General features: G+C 59.2%; 18 protein-coding genes. 11 read left to right on the top strand and 7 right to left on the bottom strand.

Annotated features, from left to right (window positions below; genetic code table 11):
• Positions 1–506 precede the first annotated feature (506 nt).
• Positions 507–1,217 (top strand): alpha/beta hydrolase, encoded by a 711-nt coding sequence (locus BK658_RS14550; RefSeq protein ID WP_123582882.1) that lies wholly within the window; start codon positions 507–509, stop codon positions 1,215–1,217.
• A gap of 9 nt (positions 1,218–1,226) precedes the next feature.
• Here BK658_RS14550 and BK658_RS14545 read toward each other — a convergent pair whose 3' ends face one another.
• Positions 1,227–1,805 carry a DcrB/PsbP domain-containing protein gene (locus tag BK658_RS14545; RefSeq protein WP_123582881.1) on the bottom strand — a complete coding sequence of 193 codons (579 nt, stop codon included), beginning with the start codon at positions 1,803–1,805 and terminating at the stop codon, positions 1,227–1,229.
• Positions 1,806–2,095: 290 nt separating this feature from the next.
• Here BK658_RS14545 and BK658_RS14540 point away from each other — a divergent pair, with 290 nt between their 5' ends.
• From BK658_RS14540 to BK658_RS14525, 4 genes are all read left to right on the top strand, one after another.
• Positions 2,096–2,263 (top strand): metallothionein, encoded by a 168-nt coding sequence (locus BK658_RS14540; protein WP_123582880.1) that lies wholly within the window; start codon positions 2,096–2,098, stop codon positions 2,261–2,263.
• 116 nt (positions 2,264–2,379) lie between these two features.
• Positions 2,380–3,168: an AraC family transcriptional regulator gene (locus BK658_RS14535; protein ID WP_123582879.1), complete on the top strand. Its 789-nt coding sequence runs from the start codon at positions 2,380–2,382 to the stop codon at positions 3,166–3,168.
• A gap of 93 nt (positions 3,169–3,261) precedes the next feature.
• Positions 3,262–3,435 carry a DUF1427 family protein gene (locus tag BK658_RS14530; RefSeq protein ID WP_123582878.1) on the top strand — a complete coding sequence of 58 codons (174 nt, stop codon included), beginning with the start codon at positions 3,262–3,264 and terminating at the stop codon, positions 3,433–3,435.
• Positions 3,436–3,465: 30 nt separating this feature from the next.
• Positions 3,466–4,422, top strand: coding sequence for a quinone oxidoreductase family protein (locus BK658_RS14525; protein WP_123582877.1), 957 nt, complete (start codon positions 3,466–3,468; stop codon positions 4,420–4,422).
• Positions 4,423–4,560: 138 nt separating this feature from the next.
• Here the strand turns inward: BK658_RS14525 and BK658_RS14520 are convergent, their stop codons facing one another.
• The gene (locus BK658_RS14520; RefSeq protein ID WP_123582876.1) at positions 4,561–5,595 is read right to left on the bottom strand and encodes a purine-nucleoside phosphorylase; all 1,035 of its coding nucleotides are present in this window, start codon (positions 5,593–5,595) and stop codon (positions 4,561–4,563) included.
• Positions 5,596–5,637: 42 nt separating this feature from the next.
• Complete coding sequence (locus tag BK658_RS14515) at positions 5,638–6,594, bottom strand: nucleoside-specific channel-forming protein Tsx (protein ID WP_123583096.1); 957 nt, start codon at positions 6,592–6,594, stop codon at positions 5,638–5,640.
• A 268-nt stretch (positions 6,595–6,862) separates the two neighbouring features.
• On the opposite strand from BK658_RS14515, the gene selD reads away from it, so the two are divergent.
• Together selD and mnmH are read left to right on the top strand one after the other, a co-directional pair.
• The gene (selD, locus tag BK658_RS14510; RefSeq protein ID WP_123582875.1) at positions 6,863–7,897 is read left to right on the top strand and encodes a selenide, water dikinase SelD; all 1,035 of its coding nucleotides are present in this window, start codon (positions 6,863–6,865) and stop codon (positions 7,895–7,897) included.
• The gene (gene mnmH / locus BK658_RS14505) at positions 7,897–9,018 is read left to right on the top strand and encodes a tRNA 2-selenouridine(34) synthase MnmH (protein ID WP_123582874.1); all 1,122 of its coding nucleotides are present in this window, start codon (positions 7,897–7,899) and stop codon (positions 9,016–9,018) included. The genes selD and mnmH overlap by 1 nt, the downstream gene beginning before the upstream one ends.
• A gap of 19 nt (positions 9,019–9,037) precedes the next feature.
• On the opposite strand, the gene BK658_RS14500 is transcribed toward mnmH, so the two are convergent.
• Both BK658_RS14500 and BK658_RS14495 read right to left on the bottom strand, forming a co-directional pair.
• On the bottom strand, positions 9,038–10,093 hold the full coding sequence (locus BK658_RS14500) for a permease (RefSeq protein ID WP_123582873.1): 1,056 nt from the start codon (positions 10,091–10,093) through the stop codon (positions 9,038–9,040).
• Between the two features lie 92 nt (positions 10,094–10,185).
• Positions 10,186–10,860 (bottom strand): histidine phosphatase family protein, encoded by a 675-nt coding sequence (locus tag BK658_RS14495; RefSeq protein WP_123582872.1) that lies wholly within the window; start codon positions 10,858–10,860, stop codon positions 10,186–10,188.
• A 329-nt stretch (positions 10,861–11,189) separates the two neighbouring features.
• On the opposite strand from BK658_RS14495, the gene BK658_RS14490 reads away from it, so the two are divergent.
• From BK658_RS14490 to hemB, 3 genes are all read left to right on the top strand, one after another.
• Entirely contained in the window at positions 11,190–11,888 is a 699-nt protein-coding gene (locus tag BK658_RS14490; protein ID WP_123582871.1) for a glutathione binding-like protein, read from the top strand.
• A 48-nt stretch (positions 11,889–11,936) separates the two neighbouring features.
• Entirely contained in the window at positions 11,937–12,779 is an 843-nt protein-coding gene (locus BK658_RS14485) for a PhzF family phenazine biosynthesis protein (protein WP_123582870.1), read from the top strand.
• 164 nt (positions 12,780–12,943) lie between these two features.
• On the top strand, positions 12,944–13,918 hold the full coding sequence (gene hemB / locus BK658_RS14480) for a porphobilinogen synthase (RefSeq protein ID WP_123582869.1): 975 nt from the start codon (positions 12,944–12,946) through the stop codon (positions 13,916–13,918).
• Between the two features lie 19 nt (positions 13,919–13,937).
• On the opposite strand, the gene BK658_RS14475 is transcribed toward hemB, so the two are convergent.
• Positions 13,938–15,467: an FAD-dependent oxidoreductase gene (locus BK658_RS14475; protein WP_123582868.1), complete on the bottom strand. Its 1,530-nt coding sequence runs from the start codon at positions 15,465–15,467 to the stop codon at positions 13,938–13,940.
• Between the two features lie 145 nt (positions 15,468–15,612).
• Here BK658_RS14475 and BK658_RS14470 point away from each other — a divergent pair, with 145 nt between their 5' ends.
• Positions 15,613–16,710, top strand: coding sequence for a DUF1615 domain-containing protein (locus tag BK658_RS14470; RefSeq protein WP_123582867.1), 1,098 nt, complete (start codon positions 15,613–15,615; stop codon positions 16,708–16,710).
• Between the two features lie 37 nt (positions 16,711–16,747).
• Here BK658_RS14470 and BK658_RS14465 read toward each other — a convergent pair whose 3' ends face one another.
• Complete coding sequence (locus tag BK658_RS14465; RefSeq protein ID WP_123582866.1) at positions 16,748–17,407, bottom strand: methyltransferase family protein; 660 nt, start codon at positions 17,405–17,407, stop codon at positions 16,748–16,750.
• Positions 17,408–17,762: the final 355 nt, after the last annotated feature.

Genomic DNA, 17,762 nt, shown 5'->3' with positions numbered 1-17,762 from the left:
CCTGACAGCCGACCAGTCTCTTGCAGGTGTACATATCCATTCCTGCGGTAACGGCGGCTTATGGTTCCGCTCTTACAGCGTGTCACTTTGGCAAACGCCCCAAAGTAACCAAAGGTCTCGCCCCAAGCGTACGGCACCTCGCTTAGGCTCGGCGTTCCCTCACTCCGGTGTCCATCAGGGGGCATCGCCTACGGTCTGCTTCGCGACGACCTCCTCTCGATGTGTCCGGCTGCGCCGTACGGCGCTGCGCGCCCACCCCCTGATGAACACCTCCACTCGGCCTGCCGAAGGGGCGGGTGGATCAAGATCAAAAGCGGCAGGCGAGCTAACGCTCGGCCTGTTGAGTGGGGGGAACGCCACTGGTGATCTTCGTAGGAGCTGCCGCAGGCTGCGATCTTTTGATCCCGGCGGCCTGACCTTTGGCCTGAGCGGTTGGGGTGGTTTTCGAAAGCGCTTCTTGTGGTGTTAGGCTCTGGCGCGAATTTGCCGTATTCGAGGGAAGATCCATGTTCCGTTTTTTTGCTGTGTTGATGTTGATGGTGTCTTCCGTTGCCCATGCGGCGCTCAACGATGATTTGCCGTTGCCGTACCTTGAGCAGTCCAATCCTGATTCACGCAATCAGCCGTTGGTGATTTTTCTCCACGGCTCGGGGAGTAACGAAGAGGATCTGTTCGACATCAAGGACGAGTTGCCGGCGCAGTACACGTACCTCTCGGTGCGAGCGCCGCAGGCGGTGGAGGCGGACAGTTATCAGTGGTTTCGCAAGAAGGGCGAAGGCGCCTATGACGGTGAAACCGAAGACCTGAACGTTAGCGCGGGGTTGATCCGTGACTTCGTGGCGCAGGCGGCGAAGAAGTATCACACCGAGGCCGATAAGGTGTTTCTGGTGGGGTTCAGCCAGGGGGCGATCATGTCGTATGAAGTCGCCTTGCGTCATCCCGAGACGGTGCGCGGGATTGCGGCGTTGAGCGGCAAGGTTTTGCCAGTCTTGAGGTCGCAGCTCAAGGCCGATAAAGCGCTAGAGCCGCTGGCGATTTTCATCGGTCATGGGACGGCCGATCTGAAACTGCCCTACAGCGATGGCAGCGAGGCCAACAGCCTGTTGCAGAGCATTGCGCTCATGCCGGAGTTTCATGCTTATCCGGGCATCGGCCACACCATCAGTGTGACCGAAATGCAGGATTTGAACGCCTGGTTGCTGCGGGTCAATCAGTAGCCTGAAGGCTTATTTATCGCCAAGGATCTGTTTGACCAATGCCGCATGCCCCGCCTTGTCGTCGGCGCGGGAGATGATCTGGATCAGCATCATGCGTGTGCCGGAGCCGGCCAGCAGGCTGGTGTCGAGCGTCAGACCGCCGCCTTGGGTGGCGGTGCTGTCGATCTGGCGCAGACCCAGACCTTTGACGGTCAAGCTTTTCTCGCTTTGTTTGTTGAAGTCAGGCAAGGCTTCGCGTTGCTGAGTGGCGAAACCGGACACTGATTCGTCGAGAAACGCGGTGTCGTTGTCTTTGACGTTCAGGCCATTGGGCAAGGTATTTTCAGCGATGATCAGTACGGTTTTGCTCGCCTGATTGGTGTACATGGTGCCCGTTGCACCAGCAGTGCCCTTGGCGGCATCGCCACCGGGCAGCGGGTTGGCGATGAAGCCCTGGGGCAGGGTGAAAGCGAATTTTCCGCCCAGTGCCGAGATTTTTTGGGCGGGTGCGGTTTTCGCGGCCGGTTGCCTGGCGGCGTAAACGCTCACGGCAGCGAAGCTGGTGACCGCTGTCAGCAACAGGACAACGGCTTTTTTACTCAACGACATGCAAACTCTCCGGGGTAATCGCGCAGTGGCGGCGATCATCCCACGGCCAACCTTGATCACTCCAGCGCGTTCTTGAGTCAGGATGCGAGAGGCGACGTGAGGTCATGTGGCCGGCGAGCGTGGGTACGCAGATCGCAATCGCAGGTCATGGTCGCGAGTGCATCGACTACCCTAAGAGATGAGCGAGGGCCGCCTGTCACGTCATCGGAACCGTTTTTCAATGTGCGGTCATTGCTTCAGGTGCGGCATTGGTGCCGCCTCTGGACGACCACACGCATGGAGTCAGATAGATGAAAGCAACGACCTGCGACTGTCCAAAATGTAACTGCAAACTGGGTGAACACCCCATTGTCCGTCACGGCAAACACTATTGCTGCGAAGGCTGCGCCAAGCATCATGAACATGGCGAAGCCTGCACCTCGGCGGGTTGCCAATGCGCCAAGGGCGCTCACGGCTGAAAACTTCTGCCTGAACGTGGAGCCGTTTGTGCTCCACGTTGAGCGGGTGTGTCAACTGGCAGCAATCGCGCTGTCTCGTTACCATGAGGCCTTCTCCCTTTTTCACGATCCCGCCCATGGCCCTTGCCGCTCCGCCTGATCTCAGCGACACCGATGTGCCGGTGCAACCGTTGGCGCGCACCTATCCGCGCGGCCGGTACATCGAGCCGCACGAGCATGTCTGGGGCCAGTTGCTGTATGCGATGAGCGGTGTGATGTGGGTCGAGACACCCGACGAGGCATTGGTCGTGCCGCCGCAACGGGCGGTCTGGTTGCCACCGGGGGTGGTGCACGGGATTCGTGTGGTCTCGGACCTGCAGATGCGCAATATCTACCTGCGCCCAGCATTGGCTGCGACGCTGGACAGCAGCGTTCAGGTGATCGAAGTCGGCGGTTTGCTGCGCGAGTTGATTCTCGGGTTGGTGGAACAGGGCGACAGTGGGCCGACGGATTACTATGAGGCGCTGGTGGGGCTGGCGTTGCTGGAGTTGAAACGGGCGAAGCGTTCGCTGTTGAAGATTCCCATGCCGGATAACGCCGAGCGGCGGCTGGTCAATCTCTGTCAGGCGGTCATGGCCGCACCGTCGCTGGACATTCCCTTTGAGCGACACGCCGAAAATGCCGGCGCCAGCGTGCGCACCCTGGCGCGGTTGTTCAAGGATGGATTGGGCATGGGCTTTGCCGAATGGCGGCGTCAGGTGCAATTGGCGATTGCAGTCGCCGAGCTGATCCAGGGCGTGCCGGTCAGCACAATCGCCCGCGAACTGGGCTATTCGCCGAGCAGCTTCAGCGACATGTTTCGCCGCGAGCTGGGTGTTGCACCCTCGCAATTTGCCCACGAAGGCGATTTCAGCTCAGCGCCGTAGCAGGGTATTTGGCCGAAATCCTGAAGTACTTGGCCGATTGCCTTGGCGGCCACTCTCTAGACTCTGCGTATTCCCCATTACGCGGAGTTCAGCATGAACTACCTCATTTCACTGGTCATCGGTCTTGGCGTTGGCCTGCTCTACGGCGCGCTGGATTTTCGTTCGCCCGCACCACCGGCCATTGCGTTGGTGGGGTTGCTGGGCATGTTGGCCGGCGAACAGCTGTGGCCGATGGGGCGGCAACTGGTTGCTGGCTGGATCTCCTGAAATCCGTTCATTTGTCAGATGGAAATTCCCATGAAAGCACTGCAATTCGATAAAACCGGTGATCTGGCGGCCCTGCGTTACGTTGAGGTTCCGACCCCGGTTCCGGGCGCCAACGAGGTGTTGGTGCAGATCAAGGCTGCAGGCCTGAATCCCAGCGATGTGAAGAACGTGCTCGGACGTTTTCCCTACACCACGCTGCCACGGATTCCCGGCCGCGACTTTGCCGGCGTGGTGGTTGAAGGGCCGCAGGCGTTGATCGGTCAGGAAGTCTGGGGCACGGGCAGCGAGTTGGGCTTTTTCGCCGATGGCTCGCATGCGCAATACGTGAAGCTGCCGGCCAAGGGCGTCGCGCTCAAACCGACGCATTTGAGCTTTGCCCAGGCTGCCAGCCTTGGCGTGCCCTACACCACGGCGTGGGATGCGCTGGAACGCAGCCTGGTGACCGCGCAAACCCGTTTACTGGTGATCGGTGGTGGCGCGGTGGGTAGTGCGGCGCTGGCGCTGGGAAAAATTCGCGGTGCGCAGGTGTTGGCGGCGGCGCGACGTCCCGAGCAGGTCAAGGCCTTGCAGGCCCAGGGCTTTAACACGATTCAACTGGAAACCCCGGAAGCGCTGGGCGCTCAGGTCAATGCGATTTTCACCGGCGGTGCCGACGTGATTTTCGACACCACCGGCTTTTGGCTGCCGGCGTCGGTAGCGGCGTTGGCCACCTTCGGCCGCATCGCAATCATCGCCGCACCGGTCGACGGGCAGGTGCAACTGCCGGCGCTGGCGCTGTATCGCCGTGGCGGTTCGGTGGTCGGGATCAACTCGTTGCTGTACGGCGTCGAAGCCTGTGCGGCGATGCTTGAGCAGTTTGGTCGGTTCTTCGATGACGGGTTGTTGCCACTGCCGGACGGGCTGCTGGAGTCGCCACTGGCCGAGGGGCTTGAGCGTTATGCCGAGGTGAATCAGGGCGGTGGCGACAAGGTGATTTTGTTGCCGTGATCAACCGATAAAGCGGTGTTGGTGGACTTTGCGACTGCTGCGCAGTCGATCGCGGGCAAGCCACGCTCCCACAAGATCTACGCAATACCTGTGGGAGCGTGGCTTGCCCGCGATTGGTGTCACAAAGACCGCGCAGATTTAAACCTCAGGCACACCCTTCTCCCACGCCGACCAGTTCCTCAGAATCTCCTGCACCAGCGGGTTGCCGGTGCGGAAGAGGTTTTCCAGGGCTGGCACAAAACCACCCTGATCGGCGTACTTGAGCAGGTTGTCGACTTCGCTGTAACCCGGATACGGGCGGTCGAAGTCGGAGCCTGCGCGCACCACGGCCAGGCGCTGGATATCCACCAGACCTTCACGGCTGGCGCGCAACAGCGCTTCATACGTCGAGTTGTCTTCCTGCTGAGTCGTGCAGTAAACGCTTTGGTTGTCCGTCAGCAAACGGGTCCAGACTTCGGCGCGTTCGCTCAGGCGTGTTCCGGAAAACCAGGTATTGCCGGCCAGCGTGTCGCATTGAGTGACCACCGGCGGTTGATTGGCCGGCGCGTAGGGGTATTTCATCCGCCACGCGGCGGACTCATGGCTTTCGCTGAGAGCAACTTTCGCGCTCAGGGCGAAGGCTTTGGCTTGCAGCTTCGGGTTGAGCTCGAAGACTTCGGTTTTGTAGTCCAGCGGCGGTTTTTCGTTCGGACCTTTGGTGTTGATGCCGATGTAGCCGGTCGGCCACTCTTTGGGAGCGTCCCGCGAATCCAGTTCCCATTGCGTGCCGAACTCCACCAGATAATGCGCCCATGCGGCGGTGCCAATGGTGCCGCGGTGCGGGTTGATGCCGGCAATTCCGGCAATCAGGAAATAGCTTTTGCGCAGGTCGAATTTCGGTGACAGGGCCAATGCCAGCGTGGATGCCGCGGCGTTGGTCTGGCCCATGCCGGTGACCATCAGGCACACCTGCTGTGTATTGCAGCGAATGCTCGGATACTCGGCAGAAAGCCCCGGTACGCGGATCTCCTGCTTGAGCTCCAGGCGATCAATCCAGGTTTGCGCTTCCGGGGCGAACATGCTGATCAGCATGACTTTCGGCGTGATCGGGGCCTCGGCTGCCCAGACACTGGAAGAGAGCAGGGCGCTGCAGGCCAGACTGGCTGACAGAGAAAGGCGTGTAACGATGTGCATGGAACCTCCTTGGTAGATGTTGATAGCGAAGCAGCTTGCCACTCAGAATTGATACCCGACACCCGCGTAATAACCCCAACCATCGGAGCGAGCGCGGAAGCTGCCTTCACCGAAGTTCAACTCGCTGCCATCCTCCCAGTTACCGCCGTTATGGAAATAACGCCCAACCAGGGTGAAGCGCAGGTGCGTGAATGAATAGAGCAATACGTTAGTGGCCACGGTGGCGTTGGCCGTGCGTGCCGGATTGTCTTTATGCAGGTCCGAACCAAAGTCGAAGTTGGTGAAGCCAATGTAAGTCAGTGACGCGCCATTGCTGAAGCGATCGATGGGCACGATGTACTTCAACTGGGCGCGATAACCATCCCATGAGTATTCATTGCTGGCGCCGTAGTTCTCCCACTGATAGCGCCCGTAGAAGTTGGCCGACAGGTTGACCCGCGAATGGGTGTCGATGTCGGTGCCCAGGCCACTGTAAAGCGTGTTGGCGCGATTGGCGGTGCTGCTGCCGTGGTCGTAGATCCAGTCGAACGCAACATACCATTCCTTGAATGGCCCGACTGCCAGACTGCGACCGGCCAGGTAGTCGATGGAAATACGTGGCTCGTGCTCCATGAACAACGGCGAACCGTGATCCCAGGCACCTTTGTCGTGGCTGTTGCCAATGCCGAGGATCTTCGGGGCGTCAATATAGCCATACAGTTCGAATGGCCCCTTACGCCCGAAGTACTCGTATTCCAGGTAAACGTCGTCGGCCGGTTGCGGGCCGAAACTGATGTCCTTGCTGCCGATCAGCGTCAGATCCTGATTGAACCAGTCCGACAGGTACGCGCCTTTTTTCGGTGGGCTGGCTTCAGTGCTGAGCGTCTCGCCTTGGGCTGACTCATCAACGGTTTTTTCTTGAGCCAGGGCAGCGCAGCTGAGTAGTCCCGTAACGGCGCTTAGTAGCAAGGAAACAGCAACAGTGGGGCAGGACGCGGTGCGTCTGGAAGTGGCGTGCATTGAAAATCCCTGTTCGTGCAGTGGTTGGCCGAACATGAGCGCTCAGGCATGGATCAAGCGTTCATGTGACTGACGCAAACGTTTGCATGTTGCGGACCAACTTGGAACAGGCGATTGAAATAAATGGAGATTTTGTGAATTAGCTGACGTTTTGGTTAGCAATTTGCTCCCTTGGCGAGCGTGTCTGCTCGAAAGCGGGGCAGGCTCTGCCAGCGCTTGCGCCGTGCTCTGTTAGAATTGTTGAACTTGAATTCCAGAGGTGCCCCCCATGAGCGAGCCGATTCGCCTGACCCAGTACAGCCACGGCGCAGGTTGTGGCTGCAAGATTTCACCTCAGGTGCTGGAGGTGATTCTGGCCGGCAGCGGCGCGCAGAATCTCGACCCTAAGCTCTGGGTGGGTAACGCATCGCGTGACGATGCCGCGGTGTATGCCATCGACGACGAGCGTGGCGTGGTATCGACCACTGACTTCTTTATGCCGATTGTCGATGATCCGTTCGATTTCGGTCGCATCGCTGCCACCAATGCCATCAGCGATATCTACGCGATGGGCGGTGATCCGTTGATGGCGATTGCAATCCTTGGCTGGCCGGTCAACGTGCTGGCGCCGGAGATTGCCCGGGAAGTGATTCGCGGCGGCCGTTCGATCTGCGATGAAGCGGGTATCCCATTGGCTGGCGGGCATTCGATCGATGCACCGGAGCCGATCTTCGGCCTGGCGGTCACCGGTCTGGTGCAAAAGCGCCACATGAAGCGCAACGACACGGCCACCGCCGGTTGCTTGCTGTACCTCACCAAACCATTGGGCATCGGCATCCTCACCACCGCCGAGAAGAAGGGCAAGCTGCGCGCCAGCGACGTCGGCCTGGCCCGTGACTGGATGTGCACACTGAACAAACCCGGTAGCCGTTTCGGCAAACTCGACGGCGTGACCGCCATGACCGACGTCACCGGTTTCGGGTTGCTGGGGCATCTGGTGGAAATGGCCGATGGCAGCGCTGTGACCGCGCGCATTTATTACGACCGTGTGCCACGTTTGCCGGGCGTCGAGTACTACCTCGATCAAGGCTGTGTGCCGGGCGGTACTCTGCGTAATTTCGACAGCTACGCCAACAAGGTTGGACGTGTACAGGAACTGCACAAGCGCGTGCTGTGCGATCCGCAGACCAGCGGTGGTTTGCTGGTTGCAGTGACGCCCGAGGGCAACGAGCAGTTTCTCGCTGTTGCCGCTGAGCTGGGCCTGAACCTGGCGCCGATCGGTGAACTGATTGAGCGACAGAGCAACGCGGTAGAGGTGATTTGATGCTTATCGATTTCACTGATTACCGCGACATCTTCCTCAATGACCGGCCGATGATGGATGTCCGCGCGCCGGTCGAGTTCACCAAGGGGTCGTTCCCTGGGGTGATCAACCTGCCGCTGATGACGGACAACGAGCGCCAGCGGGTCGGTACTTGCTACAAACAGCACGGTCAGCAGGCTGCCATTGCGCTCGGGCATCAGTTGGTCTCGGGCGAGATCAAGGCGGCGCGCATCCAGGCCTGGGCTGATTTTGCCCGGGCTAACCCCGACGGTTACCTGTACTGCTTTCGTGGTGGTTTACGTTCGCAGATCGTCCAGCAATGGCTCAAGGACGAGGCCGGCATCGACTACCCTCGGGTCGGTGGCGGCTACAAGGCGATGCGGACTTTTCTGCTGGAAACGGTCGATCAAGCGGTCGAGCAGTGCGACTTCGTCTTGCTCGGCGGCATGACCGGCACCGGTAAAACCGATGTCCTCACCCGTTTGAGCAATGGTCTGGACCTTGAAGGTTACGCCAATCATCGCGGTTCCAGCTTTGGCAAGCGTGCGACCGGTCAGCCCACTAACATCGACTTCGAGAACCGCCTGGCGGTGGATGTGCTGAAAAAGCGTGCCCGTGGCATTGAACAGTTCGTGCTCGAAGATGAAAGCCGTATGGTCGGCAGCTGTGCCTTGCCACTGCCGCTGTATCAGGGCATGCAACGTTTCCCGATGGTCTGGCTCGAAGACAGCCTGCAAGACCGGGTCGAGCGAATTCTGCGCGATTACGTGGTGAATCTCTGCGCCGAATTCATCGCTGTACATGGCGACGAGGGGTTCGCACAGTTCTCCGAGCGTATGCTGGCAAGCCTCAACAACATCAGCAAGCGCCTGGGTGGCGAGCGTCATCAGCGCATGTTCGATTTGATGGAGGCCGCGTTGGCCGAGCAGGCACGCAGCGGTGCAGTGGACTTGCACCGTGGCTGGATCGAAGGTTTGTTGAACGAGTATTACGACCCGATGTACGCCTTCCAGCGCGAGAAGAAAGGCGACCGAATCGAGTTTGTGGGTGAGGAAGATGCGGTGCTCGAGTACTTGCGTGAGCGCGGTAACCGTCAAGATCAAGACGCAGGCGCTGGTTAACCAGCGCCTGCAATTCCCTTTAGAGCACCAACACGCCGATCAGGCCGCAGATCACGCCAACCAGCATGGTCAGCACGGCCACGGTTACCAGCACCCGGGTATCGAAGTCCTTGCGCAGCATCAACAGCGACGGCAGGCTGATGCTCGGCAAGGTCATGAGTAGCGCCACGGCCGGAGCGGTGCCCAAACCCAAGGTCATCATGGTTTGCACGATGGGGATCTCCGCGGCAGTGGGGATCATGAACAGCGTGCCGACGATGGCCAGTGGTATCAGCCATAGCAAGCTGTTGGCCATCGCGCCGTCAACGTGCGGGAACAGCCAGACCCGGGCAGCGCCCAGAACCAGTACTGCCAGCACGTAGATCGGAATAGTGGTCCAGAACAGTTGCCACAAGGTCCGCGCCCAGCGGCTCAGGAAGGGTTGTTCGTCGGTTGTGCGGGTCGCTTCGGTCACGGCTTCCAGCGCCGCTTCCGGCATGTACTCGGGGCGCGAAATGCGTTGGGCGACCAACGAAACACCCAGCACCAGCACAATCCCCGCCACCAGCCGAAGTGCGGTAAAGCCCCAGCCGAGTACAAAGCCCATGAATACCAGTGTTGCCGGGTTGAGTACCGGGTTGGCAATCCAGAATGCCAATGCCGCACCCACCGAGACATTCTGACGGCGCATGCCGGACACCACGGGGGCGGCGCAGCAGGTGCACATCATGCCTGGCAAGGCGAACAAGCCGCCGCGCAAGGTCGAAGCAAAACCGGCACGGCCGAACAAGCGCAGCAGCCAGTCTCGCGGAATCAATACCTGTAACAGTGAACCCAGAATCACCGCCAGTACGGCTGCTTTCCAGATCGCCAGGAAGTACACCTTGGCGTACACCAGTGCAGCGGCGAGCGGCGCGGTTTGTTCATCGTTGAGGATCGAGGCGCCGATGCTGTGGCTGTCGGCGGCCACAAATGCCTTGAGGTAGTAGGGCGACCACTTGACGTAGTAGAGGCCGATACAGGCAACCAGCAGGAACAGGGCGGGTTTCCACCAGAGCGCCAGACCCCGGTTGGGGACCGCTAAGGAGTTGGACATACAGAGGCTCCGGACAATTAAGACAGTGGGGCATCATACTCCAGTGCAGTTTAGTCCAGAGGTCCGGATAACGGTGGGCACAAGCCGACCCGTTATGTCGGACATATCTGCGGGCCGTTATTCAGTCCCTGTTTGTAGCTATGGCTGAGCAAGGTGACCTTGCCGTTGTGCCAGGTCAGAGTCAGCACATACAGCGAGTCGAAATCGTTGGATGGCCAGTCGTCGAGAAGGGGGCGTTTTTCACCGGTGGCCTCTTCAGCCACCTTGTTGATCAACTCCGGCAGATAGCCGTGGGACCAGGCCGTGTAGATGATCGAGTTGCGGTACTTGGCGTGAAGTAGCTCGTCGGCCAGTTCGCTGATGTCGTTGGCCGAAAATTCGATGTTCACCGGCAGCCCGAGTTTGATTGCGGTGGGGCTGATGGTCAGCAGCGGTCGGAGGTAGCTGTAGGAATTGTCGAACTCGCCTTCCTCGACGTTGCGTGTCGGATTGGCGGCAAACACGTAATTGGCCTTGCCGAACTTTTCTGGCAGTAGCTCTGCCAGTTTGATCGCGCGGTTCAGCCCCTGGCAGTTCAACTGACCGAGACCTCCGGCGGGTTTTTCTGCGTGGCGCAAGAACACCAGGGTCTGCGTGCCGTCAGCCGGTTGCGCGCGGCGATTACTGGCTTCCAGCACCAGGAGCAGGACGCAGGTCACAAGTAACGCCGCACAGAACACAATGGTGCGCGGCTTCAGGGTTTTAACGAAGTTCAGGTGCTTTTTCATCGAGTTATTATTCTTCAGCGCATTCGTTTAAGGCTGACAAAACATCACACTGGGAGCTAGCGGCTTCAAAGTGCTTTTCATGTCGTGGGGTCGATTCGTCTAACGCAAGGGCAGCCTTGAGAGTTCACTGACACCCTTTGGTTCGATTCGAAACGGCGCGCGTTACTTTATCTGCGGGACCGGGTTGGCTGCCGGGAAGGTTATCGACAGAATGTTTCTGACCTAACCTGTCCCGATCCGTGCTGTGCTTATAATCTAGCCGCCCTGAGGCCGGGCATCTGCCGCGAGCAAGCCCATCATCGCCATTCAATTGTCACTGGATGTTCACCATGACCGATTTGTCTGCATTCCCGATCACTGAGAAATGGCCTGCGCAGTTTCCCGAGTGGATACAGCTCTATTCGTTGCCGACACCCAACGGTGTCAAAGTCTCGATCATGCTCGAAGAAACCGGCTTGCCTTACGAGGCGCACCGGGTGGGTTTCGATACCAATGATCAGTTCTCTCCAGCATTCTTGTCGCTGAACCCCAACAACAAGATTCCGGCGATCCTGGATCCCCACGGGCCGGGTGATCAGCCACTGGCGTTGTTCGAATCCGGAGCGATTCTGATCTACCTCGCCGACAAAAGCGGGCAACTGCTGGCGCAGGAATCGGCCGCACGTTACGAGACGATTCAGTGGTTGATGTTCCAGATGGGTGGCATCGGACCGATGTTTGGTCAGTTGGGTTTTTTCCATCGATTTGCCGGCAACGAGTATGAGGACAAGCGTCCGCGTGATCGCTACGTCGAAGAGAGCAAGCGTTTGCTGAAAGTGCTCGACGGTCGCCTGGAAGGCCGCGACTGGATCATGGGCGAGCGTTACACCATTGCCGATATCGCGACGTTCCCGTGGGTGCGCAACCTGATCGGCTTCTATGAAGCGGGGGACCTGGTCGGGATCAACAACTTCCCGAATGTATTGCGTGTGCTGGAACGCTTTCTGGCACGGCCGGCAGTGATTCGCGGGCTGGAAATTCCCAAGTGACGGCAAGCGTCACGACTCCGTTTATTTAGCCCGGCTTAAGGAAGAGCAATGCCTCGATACGACTTCAAACAGGTGGACGTCTTCAGCCGTGTTGCACTGAAGGGCAACCCGTTGGCCGTGGTCTTGGGGGCTGACGAACTGAGTGACGAACGCATGGCGGCGTTTGCGAGCTGGACCAACCTCAGCGAAACCACCTTCTTGCTGGAGCCCGGCGATTCGCGGGCCGATTATCGGGTACGAATCTTCACTACCTTGCAGGAACTGCCGTTCGCCGGTCATCCGACCCTGGGCAGTTGTCATGCCTGGCTGGAGGCCGGCGGCATTCCCAAGGGTGAGGAGATCATTCAGGAGTGTGGCGTTGGCCTGGTGCGCATCCGCCGCCGTGGCACCGACCTGGCGTTCCTCGCACCACCGTTGCTCAAGTCCGGCCCGCTGGACGCGGCGCTGGTGGAGCGGGTGAGCCTTGGGCTCGGGCTTGAAGCCGGCGCGATTATTCGGGCTCAATGGGTTGATAACGGTGCTGGCTGGTTGGCCGTGATGCTCGCCGAGCGTGAGCAAGTGCTGGCACTGCAACCCGATCATTCACAGATGCTCGGGCTGGCGGTTGGCGTCATTGCGCCGTGGCACCCCGAACGAGATGGCGACGAGGCCCAGTTTGAGGTGCGCGGGTTCATTCCCGGGGACGGCATGCCCGAAGATCCGGCCACCGGCAGCTTGAATGCCGGCGTTGCCCAATGGTTGTTGGCCGAGGGGCTGGCGCCGGATGTTTACGTGGTCAGCCAGGGCTTGACCATGGGCCGCGCCGGGAGAGTTCAGGTCGAACGGATCGGCGATGAAATCTGGATCGGCGGCTCCGCCGTGACCTGTATCGACGGCAGCTTGAATCTGTAGCGCTGGCGAGCCCCTTGACCGTTGCTCGCCGCCAAACTGTTACCGAATCGGAAACAAATTGTTCCCGAACTTACGTTTGTGTCGGTGGGGGAGCGGGGCATAAGCTCCCTCCCTTTATGACTTTCGTCTTGTCCAGGCCGTTGGCCTCCTTGCCAGGAAAACCCATGTCCAGCCAATTCCCCGAAGCCCGTCCACGCCGTTTGCGTCGCAATCCGCAGTTGCGCAGCCTGTTCCAGGAAACCGAGTTCACCCTCAATGACCTGGTGCTACCGATCTTTGTCGAAGAAGAAATCGACGATTTCGTGCCGATTACCAGCATGCCCGGCGTGCGGCGGATTCCAGAGTCGAAACTGGCAGGTGAAATCGAACGCTATGCGCGGGCGGGTATCAAGTCGGTGATGACTTTTGGTGTTTCTCATCATCTGGATGGCAGCGGCAGCGACACCTGGAATGAAAACGGTCTGGTGTCGCGTATGGCGCGGATCTGCAAGGACGCGGTGCCGGAGATGATCGTGATGTCCGACACCTGTTTTTGCGAGTACACCGATCATGGTCACTGTGGGGTGATGCATGCGGGGGAAGTCGATAACGACAAAACCCTGATCAATCTCGGCAAGCAAGCCGTCGCCGCTGCACGGGCCGGGGCCGATGTGATTGCGCCTTCAGCGGCAATGGACGGGCAGGTCCAGGCCATTCGCCGGGCGCTTGATGACGCCGGTTTCAGCCAGACCTCGATCATGGCCTATTCGACCAAATTTGCCTCGGCGCTCTATGGTCCGTTCCGCGAAGCCGGTGGCAGTGCGCTCAAAGGCGATCGTAAAAGTTACCAGATGAACCCGATGAACCGCCGTGAAGCGGTACGCGAGTCGTTGCTCGATGAGCAGGAAGGCGCCGATGCGTTGATGGTCAAGCCGGCTGGTGCGTATCTGGACATCATCCGTGATATCCGCGAAGCGTCACGTTTGCCGTTGGCGGCATATCAGGTGAGTGGCGAATACGCGATGATCAAGTTCGGTGCCGCCGCCGGTGCGATCGATGAGGACCGCGTGGTGCGCGAGAGTCTGGGGGCGATCAAGCGGGCGGGCGCGGACCTGATCTTCACCTACTTTGCGATGGACCTGGCGTTGAGCGGAATCTAAGCCACCCGGCGTGCCGTTATTACCAAAGGAACGGTTTGATCCCGTGGTCCCGGAAGTAACGCTCGATGACTTTCGGGTCGGCGGACAGGTCGGCGACGGCCACGTAACTGTCGGGCCTTAATAGATAGAAGCCATTGCGCGCCAGCCCGGCGGCTTCGTGGGTCGGATGCCAGTCGAAAACGTGCAGTGCCAGGTGATGCTCGGCGCACCAGGCAAGCATTTCTTCGCTGGTGTCGCCGTACACGTGAACCTGCCAGTTCAGGCTTGTCAGGCTGTTGAAGTTATCGGTCTCGCGGTCATGTGCCCAGGGCAGGCGATCACCGCCGAAAACATGGCCCGCGTGGCCTTCGCTCAGAGGCATCCCGCGATAATTCAGGGTGATTTGCGACACCGTACGAAACAGATACTCGCGCGCCAATTCAAATGAGACCATTTTTGGCAGCAGGAACGGTGCAATGCGGGTGCGTATCAGGTCGGCCATTGGGCCTTCGGCGGAGACGAAATTGAACACCCGGTCGGTGGTCGCCACCAGTCGCCGGGCAAAGGCCATGCGTTCGACTTCATAACTGTCGAGCAGTTTGTCGTTGGCTGCTCCATTGAGAACGGCGGCGAGTTTCCAGGCGAGGTTTATCGCATCGCCAATGCCGGTGTTCATCCCCTGGCCGCCGGCGGGGCTGTGCACATGGGCGGCATCGCCCAGCAAAAAGGCGCGTCCGAAGCGGAAGGTGTCCGCTACCCGATGATGAACCCGGTAAGTCGAAAACCAGTTGACCTTGTGTACCTGAACTTTCAGGTGTTCGATGGCCCGGCTACTGACGTCTTCAAACTTGAGGGTTTCGGCTTGTTCCGCGCGTTCATCGCGCACCGTTCCGATCAATCGTGCACGGCCTTCGCCGGCCAGCGGAAAAACCGCCAGAAAGTCCGCCTCATCCAGATCCACATGCAGTTCACCATTGAGCGCCAGACCTGAGGCTTCGACGTCGGCGACATAAAACACTTGCTGGTAGGTGCCGCCGGGAAAGCCGATGTCGAGTGTCTTGCGCACGATAGAACGAGCGCCGTCACAACCCGCCAGGTAGCAGGTCTGACAGGTATGCTCCTGGCCGTCGGGCAGCAGCAACTGCGCGGTAATGCTGCCGCCATGTTCGGTGAAGCCGATCAGTTCGGTGTCGCGCTCGACCACCACGCCCACCTGCTCCAGGCGTTCGATCAACAGTCGCTCGTGTTGGTCCTGCGGAAACATTTCCAGAAACGAGTAAGGGGTCAGGTCCTTGCCGATATCCTCGAACGGTAACCGCGCCACTGGTTCGCCTTTGACCCACAGATTGACTGCCGGTACTTTGTGGCCGTTCTGCACCACGGCTTGGCTGAGGTCGAGCTGACGGTACAACTCCAGCGTACGTGCCTGAACCGCCAGGGCGCGAGAAGTGGTGCCGGGTGCGCTGGTCTTGTCGAGGATGCGTACCCGAATTCCAAGCTTGCTGAGCCACAGCGCCAGGACCAGTCCTGTGGGGCCGGCGCCAACGATCAGTACATCGCTGCGGTTCATGTCGTTGCCCTCGGTCGAGAGTCCCGCTGAACAGGGGTGTATCCAGTTTAGATCCGATTGACCGAGGTGCTTGCATCCTCCGATGCAATGGCTCAAGAAACGATATCCTCGGCGGTCAGGGAGCTTAAAAGGACCCATGTAAAAAATGCGACCCCATCGATTGATCATGAGTGTAGCTACGTTGCTGGTATTGACCGGCTGTGCGAATCAGGCCGCTCGGCAAGCGGCTCAACCGACGCCCGTACAGGTGAAAGCGCAGATTGCCCGCTTGTTGACAAGCAACACCGTAGACCGTGAAGGCTGGGCCACCGACATTTATGCAGCGTTTGCGGCACAAGCGATCCCGCCCACCACGCAGAACCTGTGTTCGGTGCTGGCGGTAACCGAGCAGGAGTCGACCTTTCAAACAGACCCGACAGTGCCGGGGCTGGGCAAGATCGCCCGGGATGAAATCGATCGACGTGCTGCCAGGGCACACATTCCCGATCTGTTGGTGCGCGGTGCCTTGCAGGTCAGCTCAACCAACGGCAAAAGTTACAGCGAGCGCTTGAATGCGGCGCGCAGCGAGAAAGAACTCAGCGCGATATTCGACGATTTCATCGGCCGGGTGCCGATGGGCAAGACTCTGTTTAGTGGCTTCAATCCGGTGCATACCGCCGGCCCGATGCAGGTCAGCGTCGCGTTTGCCGAGCAGCACGCACAGCGCTATCCCTATCCGGTAGACAGCTCGATTCGTCATGAGGTGTTCAGTCGCCGTGGCGGCATGTACTTCGGCATTACGCATTTACTCGGTTATCCGGTGAGTTACCGCCAGCCGTTGTACCGTTTCGCCGATTTCAATGCCGGCTGGTACGCCAGTCGCAATGCCGCGTTTCAGAGTGCGCTCAATCGCGCTTCGGGAAGTACTTTGGCGCTGGATGGTGATCTGATCCGCTACGACTCGATCATGCCGGGTTCGACGGAATTGGCGGTGCGCGCCTTGGGTAAACAGCTGGACATGCGCAATACGACGATCAGGGATCAACTGGAGCTGGGTAACCGCCTCGAATTTGAAGACAGCAAGCTATATAAGAAGGTGTTCGAGCTGGCGGAAACGGCTGAAGGCAAACCACTGCCCAGGGCGGTCCTGCCGGGTATCCAGTTGCAAAGCCCGAAAATCACTCGAAAACTCACCACGGCCTGGTTCGCCAAGCGTGTCGACGAGCGTTATCAGCGCTGTATGACGCGAGCGTCGGCGGGCTAGAGATAAACGTTGGCTGTACAAGTACTGGGCGCAGATCTCAGTAGAGCCCGGGGATGAGTCGCCAGGTCTTTGCGCAGTAAGCCTCGTACTCAGCACCAAACTCGCTGCGCAACAGGTCTTCTTCGGCGTTTATGCGGGCGATGAGGGCAGGGAGCAGCAGGAGGACGAGCACGATCCCGGCACTGGAGCGAAAGGCCAGTGCCCAGCCCAGCGCGTTGATCAGCAAACCGAGATAACTCGGGTTCCGCAGCGTTCGGTAGATACCGTCAGTCACCAGCGTATGTCCGGGCTGAATGGCGACCAGGCCACTGAAGCGCTTGCCGAGTACAAAAACGGGCCAGATCCGCAATGCGCCACCCGCAATGAATAGAATCGCGCCCACCCAGCGTATGCCTTCGCCATCAAAGGTCCAGACATCTATCCGATCGGTATAGGCCGGTACGAACGCGGACAACAGACCAATTACCCCAAATACTGGCAGCACCCACCGGTTGGCCCGGTCTTCACGTACCCCGGAACTCAAATTGACGTCGCTGAGCAGCGAAAGTCCCACCATCACCAGCGTCGCAAGGGCAATGACCACTAGGGCTGGATGTGAGAAAAACTCGGTAAAGCCGCCCAGTCCCAGAATGGCGAGTCCGAGATAGGCCAGGATTGCTGCAATGCTGAACACGGCCAGCTTCAGGGAGATCTTCATGGCGGGGTGCTCGTTGGGGCAACTCTATTAAGCGTAGTGGGATGAGGCCGATTACGGTGTCTGATCGGCCGCTTTCATCAATCAGGATAGAAATACTAAATTAAGTGTTGACGGCAGATTCTGGAAGTCTATAATTCGCCCCACTTCCGGCGCAGTCGAAACGGAAAACTCCTTGGTAAACAAAGAGTTACGCAGTTTTCGACAGCGGTTACGCTTCAGTTCATCGAAGCCCGAAGGAGTTGAAAGAGCGGTGTTGTTTGGCTCTTTTAACGGTTCGATCCTCTCGGTCGAAAGCGGAGAAAAAGAGGTGTTGACAGCAGCGAGTAACGCTGTAGAATTCGCCTCCCGCTAACGA

Origin of the sequence: Pseudomonas brassicacearum (assembly GCF_003732175.1) — a bacterium.
Lineage (GTDB): Bacteria > Pseudomonadota > Gammaproteobacteria > Pseudomonadales > Pseudomonadaceae > Aquipseudomonas > Aquipseudomonas brassicacearum_G.
This window is presented reverse-complemented; position numbering and strand designations above follow the sequence as displayed.